Below are 12,576 nucleotides of genomic sequence, written 5' to 3' on the forward strand. Positions count from 1 at the left end.
ACGCGCGCGTGCGGCACCGCGCCGCCTACGGGTACTGCGCCTGCAATTCGGCAAAGGAAGCGATGCGGCCCGCCAGTGCGCTCGCGACGACGGTCGGCGGGCTCGCGAGCCACACCTGGCCCGGCCCGGAGCGGCCCGGAAAGTTCCGGTTGATCGCGCTGATCGTCACGTGCTCCGCAGCCGTCGACGCACCCGGCCCGCAGTTCGCGCACGCGCCGCACGACGGTTGCAGCAGGATCGCGCCGACCCGTTCGAAGGTGTCGAGGTAGCCGCGCCGCGCGCAGTAGTCGCGCACGTCCGACGTGCCAAACTGCAGATAGAGGCTGACGCCGGCCGGCACGCGCAGCCCGCGCGCCGCCGCCCACGCCAGCACTTCGTGATAGCGGTCGAAGTCATCGCGCTTGCCTGCCGTGCACGAGCCACCGTACGCAATGTCGATATGCGGACGCTCCGCGAGGTCGCGCAGCGCGACGCCGTTACCCGGATCGCCGGGTGCCGCGAGCATCGGCGTGATATGCGCGCAGTCGATTTCGATCACGTCCGCGTAGGGTGCGCCGGCGTCGCTGCGCATCCAAGGCTCGATCACGAAGTCGATGCCGCGCCGCTCCTTGAGGAAGCGCACCGTTTCCGCATCGGGCGCGACGATGCCCGTGAAGCCGCCGAGTTCGGCCGTCATGTTCGTGAGTGTCGTGCGCTCGTCGGTCGTCAGTTGCGCGATGGCGGTGCCGGCGAACTCGAACACCTTGCCGACCCCTGCGCCGGCGCGGATCTTCGGATCGGCAAGCAGATGCAGCACGAGATCCTTCGCCGTCACGCCGCGCGAAAGCGCCCCGTTGTATTCGATCCGCAGCGATGGCGGCGCGGTCATGCGCACCGCACCCGTGACGAACGCGTTCGCCATGTCCGTGGTCCCGACGCCGAACGCGATGCAGCCGAGGGCGCCGCTGTGCGGCGTGTGCGAATCGGTGCCGACGACGACCTGGCCCGGCAACGCATAGCGCTCGGCCATCATCGCGTGCGAAATGCCTTCGGATCCCTCAATGATGCTGCTGCTGCCGGTGCCGGTTTCGGCCAGGTAGCCGTGATTCGTCAGCCCATAGTCCTCCGCGAATCGCCGGTGCGCGTCCGACAGTTCGCGCACATCGGGAAGCAGCCCGTTGCGCACGTGCAGCTCGCTGCGATGCGCATACGACAGGTGATCCTCGAACGCGAGAATGGTCCCGGGTTCATGCAGCGACAGCGGCTTGCCGAATGCGGCATGCAGCATGTGCGTGGCCATGCCCGTGTAGTACTCGTGGATGAAGCGCCAGTCGGCGCGAACGAACGCGCCCTCGCCGGGTGCGAGCGACGTTCCGGTTCCTCCGACGCGCAGCGCGTGGCGCGCGAGAATTTTCTGTGCGAGCGTGCGCGGCGCGGCATCCGCCGTATCCGCTGCGTCGGCCGTCTCGCCCGCGATCCCGATCTCGCGCATATGTTGCGCACCGTAGTGCAGCAGGCCGCCGCTGCGCAGGATCGACGCGGCCAGGCTATCGCGCGATGCGACGAGTTCCTCGATGTCGATGGGTTCTCCGCGCCGGATGCGTTCGATCAATCCGAAATCCGTCGATGTGAACAGCCCGAGGTTGTCCGCGTTCTGCCGGTAGATCCGCTCGAAGCTCTTCGCGATCACGAGCCGGATGCCTGCGCGATATTCCGCGAGCGGACTGTGCTCGCGCGACGAACCCTTGCCGTAACGATTCCCCGCGACCGTCACACGAAAGCCGCCGGCGAGCACGGCCCCGGGCCCGACCGGGTTGCGACCGCCGGCTCGAAAGCCGAGATACGGAAAGCGGCCAAGGCGCTCGTCGAAGCGCGTCAGCACGCTCATCGGCGTGATTTCATCGGTCGATACGTCGTCCCGCAGCGGCCCCGCCGCGGCCTCCGTCAGGTCGGCGCCGCCGAGTTGCCGTTCGACCCGCTCGGGATCGTCGCAAAGAAACAATATCCGGCCCGCCATATCTACTGTCGCCATCTGATTTCTCCTTGAACGGAAATCTAGACGGCTGCGATAGCGGAAACGAAGTGCTCGATCGGCAAGCGGGGCATCGCAAATCGCGATGTCCGCGTAAACCCGCGGCGTCAGGCGCCCGCGAGCGCGTCGATCAACGCCTGGACGGCCTTCAGGCGCGACGATTTGCGGAGCGCGTGGACATGCAGCGCACGCTCGCGCGCCCACGGCTCGTCGAGCGGCCGGCGCACGAAACCCTTCGACCCGGCGAACGCCGACGCCGCGCTGGTCGGCACGATGCCGATGCCGAGCCCGGCTTCGACCATCCGGCATTGCGCGTCGAAACTGTTGACCGTCACCGACAGGTTCAGCGGCATGCGCATCGCATCGGCGCGTTCCTTCAGGGTCTGGTCGAGCGAGCCGCCGGCCTGCAACGCAACGAGCGGAAAGCGAAGCACGTCGCCGAACGTCGGCGCGGGGAATGCGGCGAGCTCATGATCGAGCGGCAGCACGACCATCAACGGATCGTCGGCGAAGTGCCACGACTCCAGCCCGCCCGGCATCTTGGCGCACGCCGAGATGCCGACGTCGGCACGATCGTCCACGCACGCGCGAACCACCTCATCGCTGATCTTTTCAGTCAACGCGATCTGCACGAGCGGGTAGCGCGCCTGAAACGCCTTCAGCCGCTCCGGCAGGAAGCCGACGATCGCCGACGCGTTCGCATGGAGCCGCACGACGCCGGCGACCTGACCGCTCAGCGACTGGACCTCGCGTGCGAGCGACTGCAACTGATCGTGAACCGACACGGCACGAGAAAACGCGTGACGACCGGCTTCGGTCAGCTCGACACCTGAGGGCGAGCGGATCAGCAGCGGCACGCCCATCGCCGCTTCGAGATCGGCGATACGCCGACTGAGCGCCGACGGCGCGATATGGTTGCGGCTGGCGGCCCGAGCGATGGAACCTTCCTGAACGACGGAAATGAACAGTTCCAGGCTGTACGGATCGATACGCATGCGGCGGGATCCTTGGGAGACTTGCGTGCTTGTCGTGTGGACACATGCGGACGAGCAAGGCCGTCCGTCTCCAGCCATATTAGCAGCGGGAATGCGTCACGCTGCCCGATGCGGCCCGCGCGGACATCGCGGTGCCGATGCAATCATCCGGCCGCGCCATCACAACAGGCCGGGCGCGACCTACCCATGCCACGCCGGGCCAATCGCGTCACCCCGCCGCACGGACATGCTGGAGCAGCGCCTGCAGCGGATGACGCACCTGCCGCGCGGACATGCGCTTCACCTGGCTGCGGCACGAATAGCCGGTCGCGAGCGCTTCGCCCTGCTCTTGCGGCGCATCGACCTGCGCGGCCCACGATTGCGCATAGATCGTCCTCGACGTCTGCAGGTTGCGCGCCTCGTGCCCGTAGGTCCCCGACATCCCGCAGCAGCCGGCCGCCTGAACCGCCAGGCGCAGCCCGCGACGCGCGAACACCTGCGCCCACTGCTTGCCGCTGTCCGGCGCGTTGGTCTTCTCCGTGCAATGCGGCAGCAACCGGTACGCTGCCGACACATCACCCGCGCCCACGCCCGCCCCGGCCGCCGGCATCGCATCCAGCAGCCACTCCTGCGGCAGCGCGACCTTCGGCACGTCGGCCAGCCCCGTCACCTTCAGGTATTCCTGCCGATACGTGAGCGTCATGGCCGGATCGAGGCCGACGAGCGCGACACCCGAGCGCGCAAGTGCGGCCAGTTGCGTCGCGTTGCGAATCGCCGCGTTCTCGAACGCGCGCAGAAAACCCTGCACATGGAGTGCCTTGCCGTTCGGCGCGAGCGGCGCCAGCCACACCTGGAAGCCGATGCGCGCGGCCAGCTCGATCAGCGTCGCCAGCTGCTCGGTGTCGAAATAGCGCGTGAAGGTATCCTGCACGATGACGACGCTGCGCGCGCGCTGCGCATCGCTCAGCGCGGCGAGCGCCTGCGGATCGGCCGGCCGCACGTTCCACTGCCGGATCACCGCTGCGAGGTCGAAGCGGCTCAAGAGCGGGCTATCGACCATCCCGACGTGCCGCTCGAGCAGCATGCGCACCCAGCCGGCACGCATCAGCCCGTTGTACAGCGCCGGCACGCGCGCCATCCACGGCATCGTGAATTCGAGCGAGCCGATCAGGTAGTCGCGCACCGGCCGCAGATAGCGCTGGTGATACAGCTCGAGAAAGCGCGAGCGGAACTCGGGCACGTTGACCTTGACCGGGCACTGTCCCGCGCACGATTTGCACGCGAGGCAGCCGGCCATCGCGTCGTACACCTCGTGCGAGAAGTCGGCTTCACCGTTGCGCGCGGCGCGGCTGTTGCGCCAGCGCGCCACGAGACCGCGCAGGAACGGCTGCCGCGCGCGCGCCGCCGCGACGACGTCGACGCCGGCCTGTCCTTGCAGGCGCAACCATTCGCGCATCAGCGACGCGCGCCCCTTCGGCGACTGCACGCGTTCGCGCGTCGCCTTCCACGACGGGCACATCGCGTCATCCGGATCGAAGTTGTAGCACGCACCGTTGCCGTTGCAGTGCATCGCCGTGCCGTAGCTCTGCCACACGCGCTCGTCGATCTGCCGGTCGTGGTCGCCGCGCGTGGGTACTTCGTCGATCTTCAGCAGCCGCAGCGTGTGGTCCGGCGGCGTCGCGATCTTGCCCGGGTTGAACTGGTTGTGCGGATCGAACGCGGCCTTCAACTGCTGCAACGACGCATACAGCTCGCCGAAAAACGCCGGCGCATATTCGGAGCGCACGCCCTTGCCGTGCTCTCCCCATAACAGGCCACCATGCCGCTGCGTGAGCTCGGCCACCGCGTCCGACACCGGCCGCACCAGCGCGGCCTGCTTCGGGTCCTTCATGTCGAGCGCCGGGCGCACGTGCAGCACGCCCGCGTCGACGTGGCCGAACATCCCGTACTGCAGCCCGTGGCCGTCCAGCAGCGCGCGGAATTCGGCGATGTACGCGGCCAGGTTCTCGGGCGGCACCGCGGTGTCCTCGACGAACGGCTGCGGGCGCGCCTCGCCCTGCACGTTGCCGAGCAGGCCGACCGCGCGCTTGCGCATCGCATACACGCGCTTCACCGCATCGTCGCCGGTCGCGAGCGTATGGCCCAGCCGCTCGACGCTCGTGTCGGTGCGCAGGTGGTCGACGAACGCGCGCACGCGCGCATCCACGTCCTGCGCATCGTCGCCGCTGAATTCGATCAGGTTGATGCCGAGCGTCGGACGCGCGTCGTCCTGCGGGAAATACTCGGCCACGCTGCTCCACACGAAATCCTTCATCGCAAGCATCAGCACCTTCGAGTCGACCGTCTCGATCGACAGCGGCTTGAGCGCGAGCAGCGCGCGCGCATCGCGCAGCGCGTCCATGAAGCCGGCGTAGCGCACGTTGACCAGCACCGAATACGTCGGGATCGGCAGCACGTTCAGCTTCGCTTCGACGACGAAGCCGAGCGAGCCTTCGGCGCCGCACAGCACGCTGTTCAGGTTGAAGCGGCCGTCCGGTTCGCGCAGGTGCGCGAGATCGTAGCCGGTCAGGCAGCGATTGAGCTTCGGAAACTTCGCGTCGATCAGCGCGGCCTTTTCGTCGCTGATGCGGCGCGCGGTGCGATAGACCTTGCCGACCCGGTCCTGCCGCGCGCAGCGGCGTTCCAGTTCGTCGTCCGCGAGCGCGTCGCTGTGCAGCCGCTCGCCGCCCATCAGCACGAAGTCGAGCGCGAGCACGTGGTCGCGCGTCTTGCCGTATGTGCAGCTGCCCTGCCCGCTCGCATCGGTATTGATCATCCCGCCGACCGTCGCGCGGTTCGACGTCGACAGCTCCGGCGCGAAAAAGAGACCGTGCGGCTCGAGCGCGGCATTGAGCTGGTCCTTGACGACGCCCGCCTGCACGCGCACCCAGCGCTCGCCGGCGTTGATCTCCAGGATCCGGTTCATGTTGCGCGACAGGTCGACGACCACGCCGTCGGTCAGCGACTGCCCGTTGGTGCCGGTGCCGCCGCCGCGCGCGGCCACCGCGACGTCGCGGTGCGCGGGTTCGGCCAGCAGCCGCGCGACGAGCCGCACGTCGTCCGCATGCGCGGGACAGATCACCGCCTGCGGCAGACGCTGGTAGATCGAGTTGTCGGTTGCCTGCACGGTCCGGTTCGCATGGTCCGCGCGGATTTCGCCGGCGAATCCGGCGGCCTGGAGCGCGGCGAGAAAGTCGCGGTAACGGCCCTCGGGCGGGCTGACGGGACGGGGCAACGAAGCGATCGACATGGAATGAAAGCGCGAGGTGGGTGGGGCTGGTGCGCGGCCTCGGTCAGAAACATGAGTTTTGAGCAAGATTCCACGCTACCCGGAAATCCAGTATCTTGCGAATCAGCACGAGAAACAAACGAATTCTCCCCCGTCAAAACTTGCATAAAACTCATGAATTACCGCCGCCTGACCCCGTCCATGTCGCTGCTGCTGGTATTCGAGGCCGCCGCGCGGCATGAAAGCTACACGCGCGCGGCCGACGAGCTGTCGCTGAGCCAGAGCGCGATCAGCCGGCAGGTCCAGACGCTGGAGGACCAACTCGGCGTGCCGCTGTTCCGGCGTGAGGGCCGCTCCGTGAAGCTGACGGAAGTCGGGCGGCGCTACTTCGTCGAGCTGAGCGGCGCGCTCGGGCGCATCCGCGGCGCGACGCTGCAGGCGATGTCGCACCAGGCCGGCGCCGGCACGCTGCGGCTCGCGACCTTGCCGACTTTTGGCTCGAAATGGCTGCTGCCGCACCTGCACGACTTCTATGCCGCGCATCCGGGCGTGACCGTGCACCTGCATTCGCGAATCGGCGGCATCGACTTCCATACCGACGATCTCGACGCGGCCATCACCGTCGGCGCGGGCGACTGGCCCGGCCTGCACGCGCACCGGCTGTACAACGAGTTCCTGATCGCGATCGCGAGCCCCGACGCGGCCGGGCGCCGCAAGGCCGGGGTGCGCGCGCCGGCATGGGCGGCCGGCCAGACGCTGCTGGGCGTAACGAGCAATCAGCATGCGTGGGCGGAATGGTTCTCGCATTTCGGGCTCGATCATCGCGAGATGCGGATCGGCCCGAGCTTCGAGCTGACGTCGCACCTGATCCAGGCCGTGCGGGCCGGGATGGGGATCGGCCTCGTGCCGAAGGTGCTGGTGGAAGACGAGCTGAGCCGCAACGAGCTCGTATCGATCGGCGACGCGATCACCAGCCAGCGCAGCTACTACCTCGTGTACCCGCCGGAAAACGACACGCTGCCGTCGCTCGTGGCGTTTCGGGAATGGCTGCTGAAATCGTGCTGACGTTCGGGCGGACGGACAGCGCGATCACGCACGCCATTCATCGAGAATCTGTTCGGCAAGATAGTCGCATGGCGGGCGCGCCGACTGCGCGCTGCGCGCCAGCACGACCTCGATCTCGCCCAACGGCGGCAACCCTTCGTTAGGCGACAGCTGCACGAGGTGCGCGGGGATGCTGCAGCGCGCGAGCGGCGCCACCGCGAGGCCGGCCTCGACCACGCTGAGCAGCCCGAGGAAGCTCGGGCTTTCATACGACATCCGGAACGGAATCTTCTGCCGCTTCAGCGCCTTGATCGCGTGATCGCGCGCCATGCTGCCGTGCGCGAACAACGCGACCGGCAGCGGACGCTCTTCCCACACGTTGCGCTTCGCCGATCCCGTCCACACGATCGGCTCGCGCCGCACCAGCTCGCCGGTCACGCCCTTGACCCGGGTGAGGCAAGCGAGGTCGACGGCGTTGTCCTTCAACATCGGCACCAGCGCACTGCTCGGCTGGCCGATCACGCGCACTTCGACGCGCGGATGCATCGCGGCGAACTTGCCGAGCACCTGCGGCAGCAGCGACGAGATGTAGTCGTCGGGCACGCCGATCGTCACGCGGCCGCGAATCTCCGGCCGCACGACCGACGCCCACGCCTCGTCGCGCATCGCCAGCATCCGGCGGCCGTATTCGGCGAGCATGCGGCCGTCGTCGGTGGCCGTGACGTTGCGCGTGTCGCGGATGAACAGCGGCTTGCCGAGCGCATCCTCCAGCGCCTTGATCTGCATGCTCACCGCCGACGGCGAACGATGCACCGCCTGCGCGCCCTGCGCGAACGAGCCTGACTCCGTCACGGCCACCACCATCGCCAGCACGTCGAGATCGAGCTTTTTCATTTCATTCAGAAAATCTGATCAATTGATTCAGTTTATCCCGTTTTACTGTCTTTCTCCACGGCCGGACAATGGATGCCATCGACGTTCATTGCAGGAAGCAGCCATCATGCAAACCTCCAGCTCGCTCTATGGATTCCTGGTCATCGGCGGCATGCTCGCGGTCACGCCGGGGCCGAACATGGTCTACGTGATGTCGCGCTCGATCGCGCAAGGGCGCACCGCCGGGCTGATTTCGCTGGCAGGCGTGATGGTCGGCTATCTGTTCTACATGTTCGGCGCCGCGTTCGGGATCACGACGCTGTTCCTGAGCGTGCCGTATGCGGGCACCGTGCTCGGCGTCGTGGGCGCCGCGTATCTGCTCTACCTCGCGTGGCAGGCGGTGCGGCCCGGCGGCCGCTCGCCGTTCGAGGTGCAGGCGCTGCCGAACGAGCAGCCGCTGCGGCTGCTCGCGATGGGTGCGACGACCAGCGTGCTGAATCCGAAGCTCGCGATGCTGTTCGTGTCGCTGCTGCCGCAGTTCATCGACTACCGGCAGGGCAGCGTGTTCGGCCAGTCACTGTTTCTCGGTTCATTGCTGATCGCCGCGTTCGCGTCGGCGAACGGGCTGGTCGCGATCTGCTCGAGCGGCATCGCGAAGTTCCTGCACGGGCGTCCGACGCTGCTGCTCGCGCAGCGCTGGGCGATGGGCGCGGTGCTCGGCAGCCTCGGCGTGCAGATGCTCGTCGAGGCGTCGAGAATGGCCGGTGCGGCGTGATGACGGCAGGTCGCGGATCGGTAAGGCACCGACCCGCCCGCGCCGCCCGTCGTGAAGCCGCGATCCTTGATGCCCAGTGACACGCCTCGCCGGCCATCACATTCAGACGATCGCGCCGTCCCTGGCGATCGCGGCCGGCTGCCGCACACCCGCGCGCATCACGCGGCAATCGCCTGTCTCCACGCTTCGAACTCGCGCACGAGCGGCAGCACGCGTTGGCCGAAATACTCTACCTCCTCGATGAAACGCAGGAACCCGGCGAGCACGAGATCGACGCCGATCGCCTTCAACGCGGTGATCCGCTCGACGATCTGCTGTGGCGCGCCGATCGGGTTCGTGCGGAAGCCGTCGTTGGCAAGCCCGCTCACCGCACCATGCGCAACTACTTCCCGACGCCGCCGAGCACGCCACCAAGCAGCGACGTCACCGGCGCCAGCGGATTCGCCGCGGAACCCGCGCTCGATCCCGCGCCGCCCGCCACGCTCCCAAGTGTGCCGGTGACCGTCGAAACGAGACTCTTCACCGGTGCCAGCGGACTTGCCGCCCCGGCGCCGGGCCCGCCGTTCAGCGAATCGAGCGGTGTCGATCCGAGCCCCGACAGCAAGCCGCCGAGCGGCCCCGCTCCACCCGACCCGCTCGTCGGCCCGTTCTGCACGGTCGTGACCGAAGCACCGGCGAGGCTCACGATGAGGCCCGCAATCGGCGCGATGCCGTTCGGGCCATCGTCATTGACGAGCCCGCCTGCATTCGTCACGGTATTGCCGATTGCGCCGACGAGCCCGCCCGCCGCGCCGACGATCTGACTCGTCGGGCCGGCGGCCGGCTGCGTCGGGATCCCCAGCCGCCAGCCCACCGTCGACACCGCGCCGCCGGCCTGCCCGAGCACCCCGGCCACCGGTTGCCCGAGACCCGTCGTCGCGCCGATCTGCTGCGTGGCCTGGCCGGCCGTGATCACGAGCGGCGTGACGGCGGAGCTGAGCGGTTGCGTGACCTGTCGCACGGCGCCCGACGCGAGCGTCGCGCCGATCGTGCTGCCCGCCGCGCCGAGGCCGCCCGCCACGGTATCGAGCACCGCGCTGGCGGGTGTCGTCAACGGCGCGAGCGGTGCCAGCGGCCCCGACCCGAGCGCGCGGGCCGTCTGCGCGAGGCCCGCCACCGGATTGCCCGTCGTGGCGACGACTTCGCCCAGCCCGGCGATCGTCGTGCCGACCGGGTCGGCAGTCGAGCCGATCCGCCCGAGGCCGTCGCTCAACGCATTGCTCGCCGCGCGAGTGATCGTGCTGACGCTCGAAATCGTGTCGCCGGCGCTGCGCGTCGCGTTGTTGCCGAGTACCGGCAATGACGTGCCGGCGACAGTGTTGCCGACGGCGATGGCGAGCTGACCGGCCGTGCTGACGGCGCCGTTCGTGCCCGGCGCGCCGCTGGTTCCCCAGCCGCCATCGGTCACGTTACCGTGGTGGGTGTCGGTGACGGTCGTACCGCTGGTGCCGGCGGCTGCACTCGACGGCGCGGCAACGTCGTTGCCGCCACAGGCGGTCAATACGCCGGCGGCGGCCAGCACCGCAGCGGACGTGAACATGCGGGTTCGATACATGGTGGTCTCCTCGCGGTCCGGGCGATGGAATGTTCGAATAAGGACCGGGGAACACTCAGCATTTTCCATGCCATTGGCGCGGGCGAACGGGTGGCGCGGCGGCCAGGCCAGCATCCGCACGGCGTACGCGCCGAGCGCCCGCGATCGCGAACGACGCATTCCGGGCCCATGAGCGGCGCCGTTTTCGTTACATTCGTGCTACGAATGCTTCGATGTTACGTAACGCGGACCATCCGGCGCACCGTTTTCCGATCGCGCCGCCTACGATCACAGTACGTCGCCCGACCTGCGCCGCATGCGTGCCGCCGTCCCACCGTCAGGAAACCATCGCCATGAAAAAGCTCGTGAACCGCCCGTCCGATGTCGTGCGCGAAATGCTCGAAGGCATCGCGCGGCAGTCGCCGCATGTCGCGATCCTCGGCGACGAGCATGTGCTCGTGCGCCAGCCGCTGCCCGAGCCGCCGCAGCGCCCCGTCGCGATCCTGTCCGGCGGCGGCAGCGGCCACGAGCCCGCGCACGGCGGCTATGTCGGCGAAGGGATGCTGAGCGCGGCCGTCTGCGGCGAAGTGTTCACGTCGCCGTCGACCGATGCCGTGCTCGCCGCGATTCGCGCGAGCGCCGGCCCGAACGGCGCGCTGCTCGTCGTGAAGAACTACACCGGCGACCGACTCAACTTCGGGCTGGCCGCCGAACTCGCACGCGCCGAGGGCATTCCGGTCGAGACGGTGATCGTCGCCGACGACGTGTCGCTGCGCGGCCGCGTCGAGCGCGGGCAGCGGCGCGGGATCGCGGGCACCGTGCTGATCCACAAGCTGGCCGGCGCGGCCGCCGCGCGCGGGCTGCCGCTTGCCCGCGTCGCGAAAATCGCGCGCGATGCGGCGGCCGAGCTCGGCACGATGGGCGTCGCGCTCGACGGCTGCACGCTCCCCGGCGCCGACAAGTCCGGGTTCAGCCTCGCCGATCACGAGATCGAGCTCGGCCTCGGCATCCACGGCGAGAAAGGCGTCGAACGCACCGCACCGCTGCCGGCCGACGCGCTCGTCGAGACGCTGCTGTCGAGCATCGTCGCCGACCTCGTGCTCGATCGCGGCGAACGCGTCGCGCTGTTCGTCAACGGTCTCGGCGCGACGCCGGACATGGAGCTCGCGATCGTGCTGCGCGCCGCTTACGACAACCTGAGCCGGCGCGGCATCATGGTCGCGCGCGCATGGGCCGGCACGTTCCTGTCCGCGCTGAACATGCCCGGCTGCTCGATCTCGCTGCTGCGTCTGAACGACGAACGCGCCGCGCTGCTCGACGCGCCGACGCAGGCACGCGCATGGCCCGGCGGCGGCACCGTCAACGCGCAGATTCGCGTGGCCGCGGCGGCCGCGCACGATGAGCCGCTGCCGCCCCTCGATGCGGCCGGCCGCGCGTGGGCCGCGCGGCTGCAACCGGCGCTGCGTGCGGTCGCGCAAGCGTTGATCGACAACGAAGCGACACTGACCGAACTCGACACGGCCGCCGGCGACGGCGATCTCGGCGCGAGCATGTACCGCGCCGCGCAGGCGATCCTCGCGTTGCCGGAAACTGCCTACGGCACGCCGGCCGGTACACTCGCGGCGCTGGGCGCCGCATTGCGCCGCGCGATCGCGGGCAGCTCGGGACCGTTTTATGCGACCGCGCTGCTGCGCGCGTCGCGGCGCCTCGGCGACGCTGCCGAACCGTCGGCGCGCGACTGGGCAGCGGCTTTCCACAGTGCGGTGGATGCGATCGGCGAACTGGGCGGCGCACGTGCCGGCGACCGGACGATGCTCGACGCGCTGATACCGGCCGCCGATGCGTTCGACCACGCGCTCGATCATGATCGCGACCCCGCGAGCGCATGGGCGGCCGCCGCGCAAGCCGCGGAACACGGTGCGCAGCAAACGGCAGGCATGACGCCGCGCGCGGGACGGGCGAGCTATCTCGGCGAGCGCGCGATCGGCACGCCGGATGGCGGCGCCGTGGCCGTTGCGTACTGGCTGCGCGCGTTGCTGCCGCACGTGCGCTAAGCGG

Annotated in this window: 8 protein-coding genes and 1 pseudogene; 3 read left to right on the forward strand and 6 right to left on the reverse strand. The window is 69.0% G+C overall.

From position 1 onward, the window contains the following. Positions 1-25 precede the first annotated feature (25 nt). The 3 genes from DIE15_RS27085 to DIE15_RS27095 all read right to left on the reverse strand — a co-directional run bounded on the left by DIE15_RS27085 (position 26) and on the right by DIE15_RS27095 (position 6,274). Positions 26-2,011: an aconitase family protein gene (locus DIE15_RS27085; protein WP_124834818.1), complete on the reverse strand. Its 1,986-nt coding sequence runs from the start codon at positions 2,009-2,011 to the stop codon at positions 26-28. A 107-nt stretch (positions 2,012-2,118) separates the two neighbouring features. Continuing rightward, positions 2,119-3,006, reverse strand: coding sequence for a LysR family transcriptional regulator (locus DIE15_RS27090; RefSeq protein WP_057928768.1), 888 nt, complete (start codon positions 3,004-3,006; stop codon positions 2,119-2,121). A 208-nt stretch (positions 3,007-3,214) separates the two neighbouring features. Next, positions 3,215-6,274: an FAD-binding and (Fe-S)-binding domain-containing protein gene (locus tag DIE15_RS27095; protein ID WP_124834795.1), complete on the reverse strand. Its 3,060-nt coding sequence runs from the start codon at positions 6,272-6,274 to the stop codon at positions 3,215-3,217. Between the two features lie 153 nt (positions 6,275-6,427). On the opposite strand from DIE15_RS27095, the gene DIE15_RS27100 reads away from it, so the two are divergent. After that, positions 6,428-7,318 carry a LysR substrate-binding domain-containing protein gene (locus tag DIE15_RS27100; protein WP_057928766.1) on the forward strand — a complete coding sequence of 297 codons (891 nt, stop codon included), beginning with the start codon at positions 6,428-6,430 and terminating at the stop codon, positions 7,316-7,318. Positions 7,319-7,342: 24 nt separating this feature from the next. Here the strand turns inward: DIE15_RS27100 and DIE15_RS27105 are convergent, their stop codons facing one another. After that, positions 7,343-8,191 (reverse strand): LysR substrate-binding domain-containing protein, encoded by an 849-nt coding sequence (locus DIE15_RS27105; RefSeq protein WP_057928765.1) that lies wholly within the window; start codon positions 8,189-8,191, stop codon positions 7,343-7,345. A gap of 106 nt (positions 8,192-8,297) precedes the next feature. Between DIE15_RS27105 and DIE15_RS27110 the strand changes: the two genes are divergently transcribed. Then, positions 8,298-8,945, forward strand: a complete 648-nt coding sequence (locus DIE15_RS27110) for a LysE family translocator (RefSeq protein WP_057928764.1) — start codon at positions 8,298-8,300, stop codon at positions 8,943-8,945. Positions 8,946-9,103: 158 nt separating this feature from the next. On the opposite strand, the pseudogene DIE15_RS27115 reads toward DIE15_RS27110, so the two are convergent. Then, a pseudogene (locus DIE15_RS27115) lies at positions 9,104-9,298 on the reverse strand (dimethyl sulfone monooxygenase SfnG); the annotation flags it as partial. Positions 9,299-9,327: 29 nt separating this feature from the next. After that, a complete protein-coding gene (locus tag DIE15_RS27120) occupies positions 9,328-10,539 on the reverse strand; it encodes a collagen-like triple helix repeat-containing protein (protein WP_124834796.1) in 1,212 nt (403 codons plus the stop codon). Between the two features lie 332 nt (positions 10,540-10,871). Between DIE15_RS27120 and DIE15_RS27125 the strand changes: the two genes are divergently transcribed. After that, positions 10,872-12,572: a dihydroxyacetone kinase family protein gene (locus DIE15_RS27125; protein ID WP_124834797.1), complete on the forward strand. Its 1,701-nt coding sequence runs from the start codon at positions 10,872-10,874 to the stop codon at positions 12,570-12,572. Positions 12,573-12,576 lie beyond the last annotated feature (4 nt).

It is taken from the genome of Burkholderia sp. Bp9031 (assembly GCF_003857965.1).
GTDB classification, from domain to species: domain Bacteria; phylum Pseudomonadota; class Gammaproteobacteria; order Burkholderiales; family Burkholderiaceae; genus Burkholderia; species Burkholderia ambifaria_A.